The sequence below is a fragment of the Enterococcus sp. DIV0755b genome (genome assembly GCF_051713765.1).
Classification (GTDB): domain Bacteria; phylum Bacillota; class Bacilli; order Lactobacillales; family Enterococcaceae; genus Enterococcus_C; species Enterococcus_C canintestini.
Genome location: NZ_JBIOQN010000001.1, coordinates 2170319 through 2190737, shown reverse-complemented (window position 1 = coordinate 2190737; position 20419 = coordinate 2170319). Strand labels below are relative to the sequence as shown.

The following is a 20419-nucleotide window of genomic DNA, read 5'->3' as shown; positions in this document are numbered from 1 at the left end:
CAAGTTTTTTCAAAAAGGAGGACATACAGTGTTACCGCAATTATATACCGTGACCGCTTATTCCTTACTACAAAGTACGATTGAAATTACACGTCTAGTAGAAGTAGCCAAACAAAGAGGTTACGATACATTAGGTTTATGTGATCGTAATGTCTTAGCAGGCGCAGTTTCTTTTTATACTGCGTGCCATAATGCCGGCTTAAAAGCTGTAATTGGTTTACATTTAGACTATTATTCTCCGGTCCAAAACGGAGAAAATGAAATTTTGCTCTTTGCTAAAAATCTAGCGGGCTATCACCAATTAATTGCGCTAAGTAGTCAAAAAGAAATCAAAGGGCAAGTGGATCTGGCTGACTTTGAATCTTTAACAGACGTCTATGCCATTTTACCACCCCGTAATGAAATTCAATACTTTATTACACGTGAGATAAAAAAAGCTGAGGAACGGCTCTATTTTTTACAAAATATTTTCTCAAAAGATCAGTTTTTTTATGGTGTTTCACCTCGACAAGAACTGAGTGAAATGGAAATAGCATTTTATCAGGAGCACCAAGTTGAACCTTTTGCAATTAATGAAGTAAATACAATTGATCCTAGTGAAAAAGGCGCGATTGCCGTGATGGAACACTTGAAAAACGGCACTCAGCTAGAAGATTTAGCAGAATTAGAACAAGGTAGTGGGGAATATCTGCTACCGTCTGAACAGATTACCAGTTACTTTGCAGAAAACCAGCCGCAAGCTTTAGCAAACACAAAAAAAGCAGCAGCGATTTGTAGTCAATTTGAATTGCCACTACACCAAAAATTATTACCACATTACCCTATTCAAGCTGATGTAACAGCAGCTACCTTTTTGCGCAATCTATGTCAAACACAGCTAGAACATCGTGTAAAAGAAGTAACAGTAGAGTATAGAGCAAGGCTTGATTACGAGCTGAATATTATTCATCAAATGGGTTTTGATGATTATTTTTTAATCGTCTGGGATGTAATGGATTTTGCCCATCGTAATAAAATAGTAACCGGCGCCGGAAGAGGTTCCGCGGCAGGGTCTTTAGTGGCTTTTGTGTTAGCTATTACAGATGTTGATCCAATTGAGTACGATTTACTTTTTGAACGTTTTTTAAATCCAGAACGTTTTACGATGCCTGATATTGATTTGGATATTCCTGATAATCGAAGAGAAGAAGTTTTGCATTATGTAAAAGAAAAATATGGGACTTATCAAGTGGCACAAATCGCTACTTTTGGGACGATGGCAGCCAAAATGGTTTTGCGAGATGTAGCTCGCGTTTTTGGTTTGTCACAAAGTGAGGCCAATCGTTGGAGTAAAGCAGTACCCAATACACTTAAAATAACCTTGAAAAAAGCTTACGAAGAATCAAGTAATTTAAGAGAACTTGTCGCTCGCAATGAACGTAATCGTCAGCTTTTCCAAGTGGCATTAACATTAGAAGGTTTACCGCGACATGTATCCACCCATGCAGCTGGTGTGGTTATTAGTGACCAGAATTTGCAACAGTTAATTCCGTTACAAGCAGGTGCTAATGATATTTTACTAACTCAATTTACTATGAATGATGTAGAAGCAGTTGGTTTATTAAAGATGGACTTTTTAGGCTTGCGTAATTTGTCGATTATTGACGATACGTTAAAGGGAATTAAAAAAGTTACCGGTAAAGAACTTTCACAAAAAGATATTCCTTTAACAGATGAACCTACACTTAAGTTGTTTCAGGCTGGGAATACGGCGGGGGTTTTTCAATTTGAGTCAGCAGGAATCAAAAACGTCTTGCGCCGCCTAGGTCCTGAGAATATTGAGGAAATTGCCGCTGTTAATGCGTTATATCGACCAGGACCGATGCAAAATATTGATCACTTCATCAAACGTAAAAAAGGTCAAGAAAAAGTAACTTATTTAGATGACAGTCTGATACCAATTTTACAAAATACTTATGGCATTATGGTCTATCAAGAGCAGGTCATGCAAGTTGCCGCTCAAATGGCTGGCTTCACTTTAGGGCAAGCCGATATTTTACGACGTGCTATAAGTAAAAAGAAAAAAGATGTTTTAGATGAAGAACGTCGTCATTTTGTAAACGGGGCTGTAAAGGTCGGTCATAGCCAGGAAAAAGCCAATAAAGTCTATGATTATATTGAGCGTTTTGCAGATTACGGCTTTAACCGCTCCCATGCTTTTGCTTATTCTTTTGTCGGCTTTCAAATGGGCTATTTAAAAGTTCATTATCCTGCGCCTTTTTTTGCCGCGCTCCTTCATTCGGTTCGTAATAATACAACTAAAGTGAAAGAATATTTAACAGAAGCCAAAAAACAAGGCATTAAAATTTTACCCCCTTCCATTAATACTAGTAGTTTCAGTTTTTATTTATTGAATAATGAAGCGATTCGTTTTGGACTAGGTAGTATTAAAGGGACGCGACGTGATTTTATTGCGGCAATCATTGCTGAACGCAAGGAAAATGGCCCGTTTCGTTCATTAGATAATTTTTTATATCGTCTGCCGGCAAAATGGTTAAAACTTGATTTGATTCAACCTTTAGTTGAAATTGGAGCTTTTGATGAATTGGAAAAAAATCGTCGTCAATTAGTAACAGGATTAGATAGTAAAATTCAAAATATCGAATACAGTGGGGGCAGTATGGATTTATTAGATATTATGGCACTAAAACCCACTGAAGTTAGTGACTATACTTTAACGCAACGTCTTGATTTGGAAGAACAGTACTTGGGTGTTTATGTTTCTGGCCACCCGACAGAAAGTTATCCCCTTTTAAAAAAAGAACGACAAGTACAACTAATTAGTGATTTATTACCAAAACAAAATGTTCGTCTTCTTTTATATGTCCGAGGAATTCGGGAAATCCGGACTAAAAAAGGGGAACAAATGGCTTTTGTAGAAGCTAATGATCCAACCGGAGAAGTAGCGTTAACCCTTTTTCCAAATGTCTATCGCCATGTGCGACAAACATTTGCAGTAGACGATGTCGTCTATGTAGAAGGAAAAACAGAGATTAGCACATATAATCAAGAAATGCAGGTAATTGTCGATCAAATTGTTTTAGCTCAACAAATAAAAGAATTAAAAATAGCGCCGACTTGCTATCTCCGCTTAACTGGTATAGCTGATCCAGACAAGCAGTTAAAAGAATTGTATGCCTTAATTAAACAGGCGCCTGGCGCAAGTAAAATAATACTTTTTTATGAAAAATCAAGAACTAAAAAAATACTGGCTGAAAAATATCAAATTGCTGATAATCCTAATGTAAGGCGAAGTTTGGTAGATATTTTTGGTGAAAATAACGTAATTTTCAAGTGACTTTCAGTAAATTTTACTTTTCGTTTTCAATTTTTTCAATTTTCTGCTCGTATCCCAAGACATTTTGGTTTTTTAATGGTAAAATGTACAACGTGGTTAATGCCAAAATGGTATTATTTAGGGGAACCTAAAAATATTTTAATGAGGTGAAAATGTAGATGAAACGCATCGGAATCTTAACCAGTGGCGGTGACGCTCCTGGTATGAACGCAGCAGTCCGTGCGGTGGTCCGTAAAGCAATCTTCGATGGAATTGAAGTATACGGAATCAATTATGGATATGCCGGTTTAGTAGCTGGTGATATTCGCCGTTTAGACGTTGCAGATGTTGGAGATAAAATCCAACGTGGTGGGACTTTCCTTTATTCAGCCCGCTATCCAGAATTTGCTACGCAAGAAGGACAATTAAAAGGTATTGAACAATTGAAAAAATTCGGCATTGAAGGCTTGGTCGTTATTGGTGGAGATGGCTCTTATCATGGCGCAATGGCGTTAACACGTCATGGTTTTCCTGCTGTTGGTATTCCAGGGACAATTGATAATGATATTCCTGGGACTGATTTTACAATTGGTTTTGATACAGCAATCAATACAGTCTTAGAATCAATCGACCGCATTCGTGATACTGCAACTTCTCACGTACGTACTTTTGTAATTGAAGTTATGGGTCGTGGCGCTGGCGATATCGCATTATGGTCAGGTGTAGCTGGTGGTGCTGATGAAATTATCATCCCAGAACATGACTTTGATATGGCAGCTGTAGCAAAACGGATTCAAGATGGACGCGATCGTGGTAAAAAACATTGTTTAATCGTTTTAGCAGAAGGCGTTATGGGCGGAAATGAATTCGCTGATAAGTTATCTGAATATGGCGATTTCCATACCCGAGTTTCTATCTTAGGACACGTTGTTCGTGGGGGTTCTCCAAGTGCGCGTGACCGGGTCTTGGCAAGTAAATTCGGAGCTTATGCGGTGGAATTACTTGAACAAGGTAAAGGTGGCTTATGTATTGGTATTGAAGACAATAAGGTTGTTGCCGCTGATATTATTGAAACGCTTGAAAGCAATAAACATAAACCTGACTTAAGTTTGTATGACTTAAATAAACAGTTATCATTCTAATTGACAGCTACTAAAAGATAATAAAACAGCTATGGTTGTTTTAAATAAAGGAATAGGGGCGTTTAAAGTAATGAAAAAAACTAAAATCGTTAGTACATTAGGACCAGCAAGTAATAATGTGGAGATTATTTCACAATTAATCGAATCTGGAGCTAATGTTTTCCGTTTTAATTTCTCTCATGGTGACCATGAAGAACAATTAGGTCGGATGAATATGGTTAGAGAAGCAGTTAAAAAGACTGGAAAAGATGTCGGTATCTTATTAGATACAAAAGGGGCAGAAATTCGGACTACTGTTCAAGACACTACTGAAGCAGACTTCGGTCGTGCGGGATATATCCAATTTAACGTTGGTGATACAACTCGTATCTCAATGGACCCTGAATTAAAAGGTACAAAAGAAAAAATTGCCGTAACTTACCCTGGTTTATTCGATGATGTTCACGTGGGTGGTCATATTTTATTTGATGATGGCTTAATCGACATGGAAATCACAGAAAAAGACGAAGCAAACCGTGAATTAGTCATGGTTGTAAAAAATGCTGGTATGCTAGGTTCAAGAAAAGGTGTTAACGCTCCTGGTGTTTCAATTAGCTTACCTGGTATTACTGAAAAAGATGCAGATGATATTCGTTTTGGTTTAGACAATGACATCGACTTTATCGCCGCTTCATTTGTACGTAAAGCACAAGACGTTCTTGAAATTCGTGAAATTTTAGAAGAAAAGAACATGACACATGTTCAAATTTTCCCTAAAATTGAATCACAAGAAGGTATTGATAATATCGACGAAATTATCAAAGTTTCAGACGGTATCATGGTCGCTCGTGGTGACATGGGTGTTGAAATTGCGCCTGAATTAGTACCAATGGTGCAAAAACGCATTATTCAAAAATGTAATGCAGCCGGTAAGGCAGTTATTACAGCAACTCAAATGTTAGAATCAATGCAACAAAATCCACGTCCAACTCGTGCGGAAGCTTCTGACGTTGCCAATGCCGTTTTTGATGGTACAGATGCAACTATGTTATCTGGTGAATCTGCAAATGGTGACTACCCAGTTCAAGCAGTTGCTACAATGGCACGTATTGATGTTGAAGCAGAAAAAGCTTTATCTGAATTAGGTTCATTCCAAATTAACGAATTTGATAAAACAGATGTAACTGAAACAATTGGTTTATCTGTTGCTCGTGCTGCGAAAAACTTAGGTGTTAAAACAATTGTTGCAGCAACTGAATCTGGTTATACAGCTAAAATGATTTCTAAATACCGTCCAGATGCTGATATTTTAGCCGTTACATTTGACGAACGGACAAAACGTGGTTTAATGCTTAACTGGGGTGTCTTCCCAACTGTTGCTGAAAAACCAACAACAACTGACGAAATGTTTGATTTAGCTGCTAAAAAAGCTGTAGAACTAGGCTTTGCTAAAGAAGGCGAATTAATTTTAATTACTGCTGGTGTGCCAGTTGGTGAACGCGGAACAACAAACGTAATGAAAATTCAATTAATTGGTTCTAAATTATTAGATGCACAAGGTGTTGGCGAAAGAACAGTTGTAGCCAATGCAGTTGTTGCAAAATCAGCTGAAGAAGCTAATTCTCGCGCTAAAGAAGGAATGGTCTTAGTTGTTCCAACAACTGATAAAGATTACATGCCTGCTTTTGAAAAAGCTGCTGCTGTCATCGTTGAAGAAGGTGGCTTAACTTCTCATGCCGCTGTTGTCGGAATTGCAAAAGATATTCCTGTAATCGTTGGTGCTACTGACGCTACAACAACAATTCAAGACGGTGAATTAGTAACTGTTGATCCTCGTCGTGGTATTGTTTATCGCGGTGAAACAACAGCCATCTAAAAAAACAAAAAAACTTTAATCGCTAGAACGAAGTAGTCTAGGCTACTTCGTTCTATTTTTTGAAAAGGTGTCAAGAAAATTTCATTGACAAGCTAAAATACTCCCTGTATAATAGCTTTTGTTGCTTAGAGGTGATAAAAATGAAGTGGTCTTTATTGGAATTAAACAAATACCATGAAACGCCGTTAACTTTTTCAGAGACTTTGGATTTGAAAAAGGAATTGATGAAACGGGACAATCAAATATTAGATATCACGCCTATTAAAGTAGATGGGCTCGTTACCGTCTCAAAAAGTGATTATCTTGTTCATTACACGTTGAAAACGACGTTGACACTTCCTTCTTCAAGAAGTTTAGAGCCAGTTGAATTACCGCTGGATTTAGTCGTTGACGAAGTTTTTATGACGCCTGAGCAGTTTCAAATGCGGACTGAACTGATTTCTGATGAAGAAGTCTTACTTGTAGAAGGTCAGACGATTAGTTTGGATGAATCAGTTGCTGATAATATTTTATTAGCGATTCCGTTGCAGATTTTAACAAAAGAGGAAGCTGAGTCTAATCAAATGCCTGCTGGCCAAGATTGGGAAGTGATCTCCGAAGATGATTTTCTGCAACAAAAAGAAACAGCCGCGCCCAAAATTGATCCTCGTCTTGCTAAATTATCAGAACTGTTGGATACAACAGATGATGATCAGTAAGATTGGAATAAATAGCAGGTAATATCGCTTGCTTTTCATAAACAAGGAGGTGTAACAAATGGCAGTACCAGCTCGTAAAACATCTAAAGCTAAGAAAAACAAACGTCGTACTCATTACAAATTGACTATTAACGGTTTGAACGAATGTCCAAACTGTGGTGAATTAAGAAAAAGCCACCACGTATGTGCCAACTGCGGTTACTACGATGGCAAGGACGTAACGACTAAAGAAGCATAATTCATTTTTTTCAGAAAATGAAGGATTAAAACCCACAAAGCTAACCATGGAGCTTTGTGGGTTTTTTATTTTATTTAAACGAATCTTGAACTGATAATAATGTAATGCTTCTAGAAGAAAAGCAGAATTTGCGAAGATAATAATCTAAAAAAAGCAATCAAAATAAAAAAAAGAAAAGAATACTCAAAAGTTTAGCTTCGGTTACTAATTCCAGCCACCTTTATTTTGAAAGCAGGACTTTTTACGTTATAATGAAAAAGATTAAAGCTACTAGGAGGAATTCAAAATGACAAAACAACAAATTGGTGTTGTCGGTATGGCCGTCATGGGGAAAAATCTAGCCCTAAACATTGAAAGCCGTGGCTATTCAGTAGCATTGTTTAACCGGACAGCTGCGAAGACAGAAGAAGTAGTAAAAGAACATCCTGATAAAAAATTTAAAGCAACCTATACAATTGAAGACTTTGTTGCTGCAATTGAAAAACCACGTCGAATCTTGTTAATGGTAAAAGCCGGTGCGCCAACAGATGCCACCATTAAAGAGTTATTACCGCATTTAGATAAAGGAGATATTTTAATCGACGGCGGGAATACTTTCTTTAAAGATACAATTCGTCGGAATGAAGAACTAGCTAACTCTGGAATTAATTTTATCGGCACTGGAGTATCTGGTGGTGAAGAAGGCGCGTTAAAAGGCCCTTCAATTATGCCTGGTGGGCAAAAAGAAGCTTATGATTTGGTAGCACCTATTTTAGAACAAATTTCCGCTAAAGCAGAAGACGGTGCACCTTGTGTTACTTACATTGGGCCAAACGGAGCTGGACATTATGTGAAGATGGTTCATAACGGAATTGAATATGGCGATATGCAACTGATTGCTGAATCTTATGATCTAATGAAAAATGTTTTAGGTCTTTCTGTTGCTGAAATGGCAGACATCTTCAAAGAATGGAATGAAGGAGAACTTGATAGCTACTTAATCGAGATCACTGCTGATATTTTAACTAGAAAAGATGACCTTGGTACGGGTAAGCCAATCGTTGACGTTATTTTAGATGCAGCTGGGAATAAAGGAACTGGTAAATGGACAAGCCAAAGCGCACTTGATTTGGGTGTGCCACTTCCTCTTATTACAGAATCAGTGTTTGCGCGTTATATTTCTGCATATAAAGAAGAACGTGTTATTGCAAGTAAAGTGTTGCCAGCACCTGCTACGTTTAAATACGATGGTGATAAAAAAGAATTGATTGAAAAAATTCGAGAAGCTTTATATTTCAGTAAAATCATGAGCTATGCGCAAGGTTTTGCCCAATTGCGTAGCGCTTCAAAAGAGTATGATTGGGATTTGCCATTTGGAGAAATTGCAAAAATTTGGCGCGCAGGTTGTATCATCCGTGCTCGTTTCTTACAAAAAATTACAGATGCCTATGATAAAAATCCGGATCTTGAAAACTTATTATTAGATGATTATTTCTTAGAAATTACCAAGAAATATCAACAAGCAGTAAGGGAAGTTGTTGCATTGGCAGTTCAAGCTGGCGTTCCTGTTCCAACATTTTCTTCTGCCATTGCTTATTTTGACTCTTATCGTTCAGAACGTTTACCTGCTAATCTGATTCAAGCACAACGAGATTACTTTGGTGCTCATACGTATGAACGTACTGATAAAGAAGGCATTTATCACTACAGTTGGTACCATGAAGAATAAGTAAAAAACAATGGAATTTTGCTGAATTCTAATTTATTGATGGGAAAGAGTAGCTGTGTTTTTTTGAAACATTGCTACTCTTTTTTTATTACGATTAGGAAAACTGTTGACGAATAAGAGTTTTGCTACTTATTAATACACTAATAAGATTTTCAGATAGCTCTTTTTTCTTTCATTGTTTCATGGTAAAATGACTATAGTATTTTAATAAAAAAACAACCATTTTTTTTAGAACAAAAATTTATAAAGAAAAGGGATCTAAGATCAAATGAGTAATATTTTAATTATTGAAGATGAAAAAAACTTAGCTCGTTTCGTAGAATTAGAACTAACGCATGAAGGGTATCATACAGAGGTTCATTATAACGGACGTACAGGTTTAGATGCAGCATTAAATAATGATTGGGACGCTATTTTATTAGATTTGATGTTGCCAGAATTAAACGGTTTAGAAGTATGTCGTAGAGTACGTCAAGTGAAGAATACACCGATTATCATGATGACAGCAAGAGATTCTGTGATTGATCGGGTTTCTGGCTTGGATCATGGCGCAGACGATTATATCGTGAAGCCTTTTGCAATTGAGGAGCTATTAGCTCGCCTACGTGCTTTACTTCGTCGTATCGACATTGAAGGTGACAAAAATGTTGCTAAACAGACAACGATTACGTATCGTGATTTAGTCATTGAAAAAGAAAACCGTGTTGTGCGTCGAGGCAACGAGGTTATTGAATTGACTAAGCGTGAGTACGAGTTATTGTTAACATTGATGGAAAATGTGAATGTTGTTTTAGCACGAGATGTTTTGTTAAATAAAGTTTGGGGTTATGAAACAGAAGTCGAAACAAACGTCGTGGATGTTTATATCCGTTATTTGCGCAATAAAATTGATGTTCCCGGGGATGAGAGCTATATTCAAACTGTACGGGGAACTGGCTATGTGATGCGCTCGTGAGCAAAAAAAATAAATCTTTTAACAAAGAACTGAAAGGCCCATCTTTAACAATTAAGTGGGCCTTTGCAAGTTCTTTCTTTATATTTATTGTTTTTACCATTTTTGCTGTAATTACTTATAAATCTTCAATTAATTTAATTGTCGCAAAAGAGCGCCACAATGTTGAAGAGGTTATTTCTGAAGTAACTTCTCGTCTGTCTAATTCTGAAGAAGAACTCACCACGCAAAGTGCCTATTTTGCTATTGCTAAAATTTCTGAAGAAAACCGGACGCCAGAAGCAATTTCTTATTTGGATAAGGATATTTTGAAGCTCGATCAATTTGTATCTGAATTAGGACAGCAACAACTCAACTTATACGTTTATAATCTAAAACAAGAACCGATATTAAAAACTCATGAAAATAAATTTGATCTCGTTCAAACAAAACGCAAAGAACCAACAATTATTACTATAAACGGCCATACTGGTTTTTTATCAATCCACCCAATATTTTCAAAAGTTACCCGAGAAAAAATTGGCTATGCCCAGACTTTTTATGAATTATCTTCATTTTATGAAATACGTAGTAAGCTATTATTAACTTTAATTATTTTAGAAGTCGTTTCTCTAATTTTATCAAGTTTTTTAGGTTTCTTTTTATCTACTTATTTTTTGAAGCCGTTAAAAGTATTACGCGATACAATGGATACTATCAGAAAAGATCCAGAGTCAGATGCCTATATGCCTAAAATTGATACAGATGATGAGCTAGCTGATTTAGCAGAAATCTTTAACGACATGTTAGAACGAATGCGCATGTATATTGAACAACAAAAGCAATTTGTTGAAGATGTTTCTCATGAACTTCGTACACCAGTAGCCGTTATTGAAGGTCATTTGAGCATGCTACAACGTTGGGGTAAAAACGATCCTGAGATTTTAGATGAAGCACTCGTTGCCAGCCAGCAAGAAATTAGTCGTATGAAAAGCCTAGTACAAGAAATGCTCGATTTATCTCGGGCGGAACAAGTGGAGTTACACTATGCCAACGAAACAACCCAGGCAAAAGAAGTAACGTATCAAGTTTTTAATAACTTTAAAATGCTCTATCCTGAGTTTTTGTTTACGATAGATGATGATCTAGCAGAAGAAGAAACGTTAGCAATCTATCGAAATCATTTTGAACAAGTTATTATTATTATTTTGGATAACGCTGTGAAATATTCGACTGATCGCAAAGAAGTACATTTGAAGATTGGAAATAGTGGCGCTTTTTTTGAAATTGATATTCAAGATTTTGGGGAAGGAATCGCACCAGAAGATTTAGAAAAAATATTTCATCGTTTTTATCGCGTGGATAAAGCGCGAGCGCGTACTAAAGGTGGCAACGGCTTAGGATTATCTATTGCAAAACAATTAATTGATAGTTATAAAGGTGAACTGACTGTCGATAGCGTTGTGGGACAAGGAACAATTTTCAAAATTTTTATTCCGATTAAATAAAATATCGCAAAATATTTAAATGAACTATAGAAGTAAAATTGCTACCAGATAGTAATTTTGGCTCTATAGTTTTTTATTATCAAATTTAGCAGGTAATACAAGCGAATAATTTTTACCGCAAAGATATTATTGTACGTCATTTTTTGGTGGAAAATGCTTTATTTAATCAGATTATAAGTGGAAAATTCGGTCATGAAAAAAATCGGAATTTATTGATGTTTTTTGTTGCTTTTTATATTCAGAATTGCTATATTAATATTTGTTCCAAGGGAATAGAACGTTCTGAAAGAAAAGTAAAAAAACTACTTGACGTTACTTAGTCAGCGTGATATTCTAATGAAGCTGTTGTAACTATTTGTTATTTACAGCAACAAATAGCAACTAAAAAAGTTGTTGACATCTGCTTTACAAGATGTTAAACTGGCAGAGTTGTTGTTATTAAAAAGCAAGTTATTGAAATATCGTTTCAAAAAGTTTTTAAAACTTTTTGAAAAAAACGGTTGACAAACAAAACGTCAGCTGATAAGATATAAGAGTTGCTGAAACATTTAAAAAGCAACAATCAAGTGGTTAAATAAATGAGGAACGACAGTAAGTTGATTTCTAAACACATTCTTTTAACAGCTGATGTAGACCTTTGAAAACTGAACAAAGCAAGCAAACGAACCAATGTGTAGGGCGCTTCTATTATAGAAGCAAACAACATGCAAGCAATAGCTAGCAAAGTTAATTTTATTGAGCTTAACAGTCTGATGACTGTTCAAACACTTTTTATGAGAGTTTGATCCTGGCTCAGGACGAACGCTGGCGGCGTGCCTAATACATGCAAGTCGAACGCTTCTTTTTCCACCGGAGCTTGCTCCACCGGAAAAAGAGGAGTGGCGAACGGGTGAGTAACACGTGGGTAACCTGCCCTCAAGCGGGGGATAACACTTGGAAACAGGTGCTAATACCGCATAACAATAGTAAACACATGTTTATTATTTGAAAGGCGCTTTTGCGTCACTTGAGGATGGACCCGCGGTGCATTAGCTAGTTGGTGAGGTAACGGCTCACCAAGGCCACGATGCATAGCCGACCTGAGAGGGTGATCGGCCACACTGGGACTGAGACACGGCCCAGACTCCTACGGGAGGCAGCAGTAGGGAATCTTCGGCAATGGACGAAAGTCTGACCGAGCAACGCCGCGTGAGTGAAGAAGGTTTTCGGATCGTAAAACTCTGTTGTTAGAGAAGAACAAGGATGAGAGTAAAAAGTTCATCCCTTGACGGTATCTAACCAGAAAGCCACGGCTAACTACGTGCCAGCAGCCGCGGTAATACGTAGGTGGCAAGCGTTGTCCGGATTTATTGGGCGTAAAGCGAGCGCAGGCGGTTTCTTAAGTCTGATGTGAAAGCCCCCGGCTCAACCGGGGAGGGTCATTGGAAACTGGGAGACTTGAGTGCAGAAGAGGAGAGTGGAATTCCATGTGTAGCGGTGAAATGCGTAGATATATGGAGGAACACCAGTGGCGAAGGCGGCTCTCTGGTCTGTAACTGACGCTGAGGCTCGAAAGCGTGGGGAGCAAACAGGATTAGATACCCTGGTAGTCCACGCCGTAAACGATGAGTGCTAAGTGTTGGAGGGTTTCCGCCCTTCAGTGCTGCAGCAAACGCATTAAGCACTCCGCCTGGGGAGTACGACCGCAAGGTTGAAACTCAAAGGAATTGACGGGGGCCCGCACAAGCGGTGGAGCATGTGGTTTAATTCGAAGCAACGCGAAGAACCTTACCAGGTCTTGACATCCTTTGACCACTCTAGAGATAGAGCTTCCCCTTCGGGGGCAAAGTGACAGGTGGTGCATGGTTGTCGTCAGCTCGTGTCGTGAGATGTTGGGTTAAGTCCCGCAACGAGCGCAACCCTTATTGTTAGTTGCCATCATTTAGTTGGGCACTCTAGCGAGACTGCCGGTGACAAACCGGAGGAAGGTGGGGATGACGTCAAATCATCATGCCCCTTATGACCTGGGCTACACACGTGCTACAATGGGAAGTACAACGAGTTGCGAAGTCGCGAGGCTAAGCTAATCTCTTAAAGCTTCTCTCAGTTCGGATTGTAGGCTGCAACTCGCCTACATGAAGCCGGAATCGCTAGTAATCGCGGATCAGCACGCCGCGGTGAATACGTTCCCGGGCCTTGTACACACCGCCCGTCACACCACGAGAGTTTGTAACACCCGAAGTCGGTGAGGTAACCATTTGGAGCCAGCCGCCTAAGGTGGGATAGATGATTGGGGTGAAGTCGTAACAAGGTAGCCGTATCGGAAGGTGCGGCTGGATCACCTCCTTTCTAAGGAATATTACGGAAACTACACAGTTTGTAACTTGTCTTTGTTCAGTTTTGAGAGGTCTACTCTCAACTTAAAAGTACGACGGGGCCTTAGCTCAGCTGGGAGAGCGCCTGCTTTGCACGCAGGAGGTCAGCGGTTCGATCCCGCTAGGCTCCATTGACAACTAAAGTTGTCAGAATTTGTTCATTGAAAACTGGATACTTGAAGAAAAAAATCAAAACAAACCGAGAACACCGCGTTGAATGAGTTTTTTAATAAGTTCAATTGCTTATTTTCTTGAGTAAGCTTCTATCGCTAGAAGAACTGCTCAAAACCAGACCGAAAGGTCTTATAAGGTTAAGTGAATAAGGGCGCACGGTGGATGCCTTGGCACTAGGAGCCGATGAAGGACGGGACTAACACCGATATGCTTTGGGGAGCTGTAAGTAAGCTATGATCCAGAGATTTCCGAATGGGGGAACCCAGCATCTTTTATAGGATGTTACGTATACGTGAATACATAGCGTATACGAGGTAGACGCAGAGAACTGAAACATCTAAGTACCTGCAGGAAGAGAAAGAAAAATCGATTCCCCAAGTAGCGGCGAGCGAAAAGGGACCAGCCCAAACCAAGATGCTTGCATCTTGGGGTTGTAGGACTCCGATATGGTAGTTCTTTCAGATAGTCGAATGACTTGGAAAAGTCAGTCAAAGAGGGTAAAAACCCCGTAGACGAAATTTGGAAGGCACCTAGGAGGATCCTGAGTACGGCGGAACACGAGGAATTCCGTCGGAATCCGGGAGGACCATCTCCCAAGGCTAAATACTCCCTAGTGACCGATAGTGAACCAGTACCGTGAGGGAAAGGTGAAAAGCACCCCGGAAGGGGAGTGAAATAGATCCTGAAACCGTGTGCCTACAACAAGTTAGAGCCCGTTAATGGGTGATAGCGTGCCTTTTGTAGAATGAACCGGCGAGTTACGATTGCATGCGAGGTTAAGTTGAAGAGACGGAGCCGCAGCGAAAGCGAGTCTGAATAGGGCGAATGAGTATGTAGTCGTAGACCCGAAACCATGTGATCTACCCATGTCCAGGTTGAAGGTGCGGTAAAACGCACTGGAGGACCGAACCCACGTACGTTGAAAAGTGCGGGGATGAGGTGTGGGTAGCGGAGAAATTCCAAACGAACTTGGAGATAGCTGGTTCTCTCCGAAATAGCTTTAGGGCTAGCGTCGAAGTGAAGAATGATGGAGGTAGAGCACTGTTTGGACTAGGGGCCCATCTCGGGTTACCGAATTCAGATAAACTCCGAATGCCATTCATTTATATTCGGCAGTCAGACTGTGAGTGATAAGATCCATAGTCGAAAGGGAAACAGCCCAGACCACCAGCTAAGGTCCCAAAATGTATGTTAAGTGGAAAAGGATGTGGGGTTGCACAGACAACTAGGATGTTGGCTCAGAAGCAGCCACCATTTAAAGAGTGCGTAATAGCTCACTAGTCGAGTGACCCTGCGCCGAAAATGTACCGGGGCTAAACATACTACCGAAGCTGTGGAGTACACCGTAAGGTGTATTGGTAGGAGAGCGTTCTAAGGGCGTTGAAGGTAGATCGTGAGGACTGCTGGAGCGCTTAGAAGTGAGAATGCCGGTATGAGTAGCGAAAGACAGGTGAGAATCCTGTCCACCGAATGACTAAGGTTTCCTGGGGAAGGCTCGTCCGCCCAGGGTTAGTCGGGACCTAAGCCGAGGCCGACAGGCGTAGGCGATGGACAACAGGTTGATATTCCTGTACCCGTTGTATTTGTTTGAGCAATGGAGGGACGCAGGAGGCTAAGAAGTGCAGACTGATGGATATGTCTGTTCAAGCAGTAAGTCTTGAGATGAGTCAAATGCTTATTTCTATAAGGACAAGCTGTGATGAGGAGGGAAATAATAGTACCGAAGCTTCTGATGTCACACTGCCGAGAAAAGCTTCTAGTGAGAAGACAACGGCCCGTACCGCAAACCGACACAGGTAGTCGAGGAGAGAATCCTAAGGTGAGCGAGAGAACTCTCGTTAAGGAACTCGGCAAAATGACCCCGTAACTTCGGGAGAAGGGGTGCTGACCGCAAGGTCAGCCGCAGTGAATAGGCCCAAGCGACTGTTTATCAAAAACACAGGTCTCTGCAAAATCGAAAGATGAAGTATAGGGGCTGACGCCTGCCCGGTGCTGGAAGGTTAAGAGGAGTGCTTAGCGTAAGCGAAGGTACGAATTGAAGCCCCAGTAAACGGCGGCCGTAACTATAACGGTCCTAAGGTAGCGAAATTCCTTGTCGGGTAAGTTCCGACCCGCACGAAAGGCGTAACGATTTGGGCACTGTCTCAACGAGAGACTCGGTGAAATTTTAGTACCTGTGAAGATGCAGGTTACCCGCGACAGGACGGAAAGACCCCATGGAGCTTTACTGTAGTTTGATATTGAGTGTCTGTACCACATGTACAGGATAGGTAGGAGCCGTAGAGATCGGGACGCTAGTTTCGAAGGAGGCAATGGTGGGATACTACCCTTGTGTTATGGCCACTCTAACCCGCACCACTAATCGTGGTGGGAGACAGTGTCAGATGGGCAGTTTGACTGGGGCGGTCGCCTCCTAAAAGGTAACGGAGGCGCCCAAAGGTTCCCTCAGAATGGTTGGAAATCATTCGCAGAGTGTAAAGGCAGAAGGGAGCTTGACTGCGAGACTTACAAGTCGAGCAGGGACGAAAGTCGGGCTTAGTGATCCGGTGGTTCCGCATGGAAGGGCCATCGCTCAACGGATAAAAGCTACCCTGGGGATAACAGGCTTATCTCCCCCAAGAGTCCACATCGACGGGGAGGTTTGGCACCTCGATGTCGGCTCGTCGCATCCTGGGGCTGTAGTCGGTCCCAAGGGTTGGGCTGTTCGCCCATTAAAGCGGCACGCGAGCTGGGTTCAGAACGTCGTGAGACAGTTCGGTCCCTATCCGTCGCGGGCGTTGGAAATTTGAGAGGAGCTGTCCTTAGTACGAGAGGACCGGGATGGACTTACCGCTGGTGTACCAGTTGTCTCGCCAGAGGCATCGCTGGGTAGCTATGTAGGGAAGGGATAAACGCTGAAAGCATCTAAGTGTGAAGCCCACCTCAAGATGAGATTTCCCATTTCTTAAAGAAAGTAAGATCCCTGAGAGATGATCAGGTAGATAGGTCAGGAGTGGAAGTACAGTGATGTATGGAGCGGACTGATACTAATCGATCGAGGACTTAACCAAAGTAAAAAAAAAACTCGGAAAGAGTTTTGATAACTTCAAGATCCAGTTTTGAGTGAATGAAATTCACTTAATTAAATAGTGTGGTGGCGATAGCGAGAAGGATACACCTGTAACCATGCCGAACACAGAAGTTAAGCTTCTTAGCGCCGATTGTAGTGAAGGGTTTCCCTTTGTGAGAGTAGGACGTCGCCACGCGGTTATTCCGGCATAGCTCAGTTGGTAGTAGCGCATGACTGTTAATCATGATGTCGTAGGTTCGAGTCCTACTGCCGGAGTTCTCAATTGTTTGAGAAAGAGTATTGAGCTTCTTTCACTCTGGAGAGTTGTCCGAGAGGCCGAAGGAGCATGATTGGAAATCATGTAGATGGCTACAGCTGTCTCAAGGGTTCGAATCCCTTACTCTCCGTATTTAAACTGACTGGTCCGTTGGTCAAGTGGTTAAGACACCGCCCTTTCACGGCGGTAACACGGGTTCGAATCCCGTACGGATCATTAAAATTTAATTGGGGGTTTAGCTCAGCTGGGAGAGCATCTGCCTTACAAGCAGAGGGTCAGCGGTTCGAACCCGTTAACCCCCATATAGTGTGGTCCCGTAGTGTAGTGGTTATCACGCCTGCCTGTCACGCAGGAGATCGCGGGTTCGAGTCCCGTCGGGACCGCCATTATAAATTTTAAATTGGCTCGGTAGCTCAGTTGGTAGAGCAATGGATTGAAGCTCCATGTGTCGGCAGTTCGATTCTGTCCCGCGCCACCACGGAGGAGTAGCGAAGTGGCTAAACGCGACGGACTGTAAATCCGTTCCTTAGGGTTCAGTGGTTCGAATCCACTCTCCTCCATTTGCTTTATTAGGGGCATAGTTTAAAGGTAGAACAGCGGTCTCCAAAACCGTTAGTGTGGGTTCAATTCCTGCTGCCCCTGCCATTAATTTAATACGGCGATCGTGGCGAAGTGGTTAACGCACCGGATTGTGGCTCCGGCACTCGTGGGTTCGATTCCCATCGATCGCCCTTTACATTGGGGTATAGCCAAGCGGTAAGGCAAGGGACTTTGACTCCCTCATGCGTTGGTTCGAATCCAGCTACCCCAGTTGATTTCTTGTTGAAATCATATTTGTTTTAATAGTATAATGGCGCTATAGCCAAGTGGTAAGGCAGAGGTCTGCAAAACCTTCATCACCGGTTCAAATCCGGTTAGCGCCTTAGTACTACTATTTTAATTATGCCGGCGTGGCGGAATTGGCAGACGCGCTGGACTCAAAATCCAGTGCCCGTTGAGGGCGTGCCGGTTCGACCCCGGCCGCCGGTATAAAAAACTAAGATGATATTTCATCTTAGTTTTTTATTTGAAATTAAATAGGATTTTGGCGATCGTGGCGAAGTGGTTAACGCACCGGATTGTGGCTCCGGCACTCGTGGGTTCGATTCCCATCGATCGCCCTAATGTAGACTCAGCAGAAATCTGCTGAGTCTTTTTTGTTTACGAAATAACCTTTTGTTCTGATTGAGATGAAGCTATTCACTTAAGTTAGCATATTCTATTTTTGTTTTAAATGCGTTTTTATATTAAAATGGCAAGGATGAATGAGAGAAAAGAGGAAAAATGATGAATGATACACAAGAAACGATGAAAAAGATTAATAAGTTTCGGGATGAAAGAAATTGGCGTCCATTTCATAATGAGAAAGATTTAGCGCTATCTATTTCGTTAGAGGCGAATGAATTACTAGAAATCTACCAATGGAAAACTTCTGAGGAAGGTAATTTAGACCAAGAACACCTGAAAGAAGAAATTGCAGATGTATTGATTTATAGTTACATGTTAGCAGATAATTTAGGCTTTGATATCAATGAAATTATTGCTGAAAAATTAGATAAAAATGCTATTAAATATCCCAAGCCTACAAAATAATAAAAATTTCGTTTAAGCTTATTTTTTATGTGCTAGTGTTGATAAAAGTTAAAATTTTGAGAAAAAAAGTAATTTATTATGATTTTTTTTTGTTTAAAAATTGAATGTCTCTGTTAAAACTTTTAATTTAACACATCGTTTTAAGACAATGTGTGCTGATTCAAACTAGTAACCTAGCAAGGAAAGTGATATAGTATTTCTGAACATCTTTGAAGGGAGTTATTTGATGAAATATCAAAAACCAAAAGGAACCATGGACATCTTACCTGGAAATTCTGCTAAATGGCAATATATAGAGGATACTGCACGTAAAGTCTTTGGTGAATATAATTTTAGAGAGCTACGTACACCAATTTTTGAACACTTTGAAGTAGTAGCTAGAAGTGTGGGGGAAACAACAGATATCGTAACTAAAGAAATGTATGATTTTTTTGATAAGGGAGAACGCCACATTACTTTGCGTCCAGAAGGTACGGCTCCTTTAGTTCGTAGTTATGTAGAAAATAAATTATTTGGCCCAGAACATATTAACCCTTTTAAAGGATACTATGTAGGTCCCATGTTTCGCTATGAGCGACCTCAAGCGGGGCGTCTACGTCAATTTCATCAGATTGGTGTAGAAGTAATTGGCAGTAAAAATCCAGCTACAGATGTAGAAACGATGGCAATGGCGCTAGATTTTTATCAAAAACTAGGCGTAAGTCATGTGAAGTTAGTGATTAATACTTTAGGAAATAAAGAAAGTCGCTTGCGTTATCGCGAGGCATTGATTGCTTATTTAGAAACAGTAGAAGAACAATTAAGCGAAGATTCTAAGCGTCGATTACATCAAAATCCATTACGTGTATTAGATAGTAAAGATAAAAAGGATAAGGCAATTGTTGAAAATGCACCTTCTATTTTAGATTATTTGGATGAGTATAGTGCTACTTTCTTTAATGAAGTAAAAGGTATGTTAGATGCTTTAAATATTCCTTTTGTAGTCGATCACCGGATGGTTCGTGGTCTTGACTATTATAACCATACTGTTTTTGAAATTATGAGTGAAGCTGAAGGTTTTGGTGGCGTTTTAACAACGATTTGTGCTGGTGGACGTTATGATGGCTTAATTAGTGAATTTGGAGGACCAGTTGATAAAGATACTGGTTTTGGATTTGCATTAGGAATAGAACGAGCTTTGATTGCCGTTGAAGCTGAAGGAAAGGAAATCCCTATCGATGAAAGTATCGACGTTTATGTAGCCTGTATGGATCAATTAGGCAATGTTTTAGCACAAGCTGTAGCTCAAAGTGCTCGTCATGCAGGTTTAACTTGTGAACGAGATATTGATTTCCGTAAATTAAAAGCGCAATTTAGAACCGCTAACCGTCTAGGGGCTAAACTAGTGGTGGTTATCGGTGATAATGAAGTGGAAGAACAAAAAGTAGTGATTAAAGATATGGAAAAAGGAACAGAAGAAAAAGTTGCCATTTCCCATTTAAATGACTATTTTAAAAATTACAGTAATTAACAAAAAAGGCATGTACCATCTGTATTT

Annotated in this window: 10 protein-coding genes, 14 tRNA genes and 3 rRNA genes; all 27 read left to right on the top strand. The window is 40.3% G+C overall.

What is annotated here, in order from left to right; genetic code table 11:
* The first annotated feature begins 28 nt into the window (after positions 1 to 28).
* On the top strand, positions 29 to 3337 hold the full coding sequence (dnaE, locus tag IGI65_RS10470; protein WP_438774181.1) for a DNA polymerase III subunit alpha: 3309 nt from the start codon (positions 29 to 31) through the stop codon (positions 3335 to 3337).
* Positions 3338 to 3495: 158 nt separating this feature from the next.
* A complete protein-coding gene (pfkA, locus tag IGI65_RS10465) occupies positions 3496 to 4458 on the top strand; it encodes a 6-phosphofructokinase (RefSeq protein ID WP_071864921.1) in 963 nt (320 codons plus the stop codon).
* A 70-nt stretch (positions 4459 to 4528) separates the two neighbouring features.
* The gene (pyk, locus tag IGI65_RS10460; RefSeq protein WP_071864922.1) at positions 4529 to 6313 is read left to right on the top strand and encodes a pyruvate kinase; all 1785 of its coding nucleotides are present in this window, start codon (positions 4529 to 4531) and stop codon (positions 6311 to 6313) included.
* A 140-nt stretch (positions 6314 to 6453) separates the two neighbouring features.
* The gene (locus IGI65_RS10455) at positions 6454 to 7011 is read left to right on the top strand and encodes a YceD family protein (RefSeq protein ID WP_071864923.1); all 558 of its coding nucleotides are present in this window, start codon (positions 6454 to 6456) and stop codon (positions 7009 to 7011) included.
* 58 nt (positions 7012 to 7069) lie between these two features.
* Complete coding sequence (gene rpmF, locus IGI65_RS10450; RefSeq protein WP_016171672.1) at positions 7070 to 7249, top strand: 50S ribosomal protein L32; 180 nt, start codon at positions 7070 to 7072, stop codon at positions 7247 to 7249.
* Between the two features lie 286 nt (positions 7250 to 7535).
* Entirely contained in the window at positions 7536 to 8957 is a 1422-nt protein-coding gene (gene gndA, locus IGI65_RS10445; RefSeq protein WP_438774180.1) for an NADP-dependent phosphogluconate dehydrogenase, read from the top strand.
* A 268-nt stretch (positions 8958 to 9225) separates the two neighbouring features.
* Positions 9226 to 9912 (top strand): response regulator transcription factor, encoded by a 687-nt coding sequence (locus IGI65_RS10440; RefSeq protein ID WP_071864925.1) that lies wholly within the window; start codon positions 9226 to 9228, stop codon positions 9910 to 9912.
* Positions 9909 to 11396, top strand: coding sequence for a HAMP domain-containing sensor histidine kinase (locus IGI65_RS10435; protein WP_438774179.1), 1488 nt, complete (start codon positions 9909 to 9911; stop codon positions 11394 to 11396). Before IGI65_RS10440 ends, IGI65_RS10435 begins: the two co-directional genes overlap by 4 nt.
* A 769-nt stretch (positions 11397 to 12165) precedes the next feature.
* A 16S ribosomal RNA gene (locus IGI65_RS10430) occupies positions 12166 to 13724 on the top strand.
* 84 nt (positions 13725 to 13808) lie between these two features.
* Positions 13809 to 13881, top strand: a tRNA-Ala gene (locus tag IGI65_RS10425).
* A gap of 178 nt (positions 13882 to 14059) precedes the next feature.
* Positions 14060 to 16974, top strand: a 23S ribosomal RNA gene (locus tag IGI65_RS10420).
* 79 nt (positions 16975 to 17053) lie between these two features.
* Positions 17054 to 17169: ribosomal RNA gene (gene rrf, locus IGI65_RS10415) — 5S ribosomal RNA — on the top strand.
* Together the 16S, 23S and 5S rRNA genes with 14 tRNA genes alongside form the textbook arrangement of a ribosomal RNA operon.
* A gap of 6 nt (positions 17170 to 17175) precedes the next feature.
* Positions 17176 to 17249 (top strand) — tRNA-Asn (locus tag IGI65_RS10410).
* Positions 17250 to 17291: 42 nt separating this feature from the next.
* Positions 17292 to 17380, top strand: a tRNA-Ser gene (locus IGI65_RS10405).
* A 14-nt stretch (positions 17381 to 17394) separates the two neighbouring features.
* A tRNA-Glu gene (locus tag IGI65_RS10400) sits at positions 17395 to 17466 on the top strand.
* Positions 17467 to 17479: 13 nt separating this feature from the next.
* Positions 17480 to 17552 (top strand) — tRNA-Val (locus IGI65_RS10395).
* An 8-nt stretch (positions 17553 to 17560) separates the two neighbouring features.
* Positions 17561 to 17636: transfer RNA gene (locus tag IGI65_RS10390), tRNA-Asp, on the top strand.
* A 16-nt stretch (positions 17637 to 17652) separates the two neighbouring features.
* Positions 17653 to 17728: transfer RNA gene (locus tag IGI65_RS10385), tRNA-Phe, on the top strand.
* A 1-nt stretch (position 17729) separates the two neighbouring features.
* Positions 17730 to 17810 (top strand) — tRNA-Tyr (locus IGI65_RS10380).
* 11 nt (positions 17811 to 17821) lie between these two features.
* Positions 17822 to 17895: transfer RNA gene (locus IGI65_RS10375), tRNA-Trp, on the top strand.
* A 13-nt stretch (positions 17896 to 17908) separates the two neighbouring features.
* A tRNA-His gene (locus tag IGI65_RS10370) sits at positions 17909 to 17981 on the top strand.
* A gap of 8 nt (positions 17982 to 17989) precedes the next feature.
* Positions 17990 to 18061: transfer RNA gene (locus tag IGI65_RS10365), tRNA-Gln, on the top strand.
* A gap of 41 nt (positions 18062 to 18102) precedes the next feature.
* Positions 18103 to 18173: transfer RNA gene (locus IGI65_RS10360), tRNA-Cys, on the top strand.
* Positions 18174 to 18194: 21 nt separating this feature from the next.
* Positions 18195 to 18279 (top strand) — tRNA-Leu (locus tag IGI65_RS10355).
* 58 nt (positions 18280 to 18337) lie between these two features.
* Positions 18338 to 18410, top strand: a tRNA-His gene (locus IGI65_RS10350).
* A gap of 166 nt (positions 18411 to 18576) precedes the next feature.
* Complete coding sequence (locus IGI65_RS10345; RefSeq protein ID WP_071865566.1) at positions 18577 to 18882, top strand: nucleotide pyrophosphohydrolase; 306 nt, start codon at positions 18577 to 18579, stop codon at positions 18880 to 18882.
* A gap of 226 nt (positions 18883 to 19108) precedes the next feature.
* Entirely contained in the window at positions 19109 to 20392 is a 1284-nt protein-coding gene (hisS, locus tag IGI65_RS10340; RefSeq protein ID WP_438774178.1) for a histidine--tRNA ligase, read from the top strand.
* Positions 20393 to 20419: the final 27 nt, after the last annotated feature.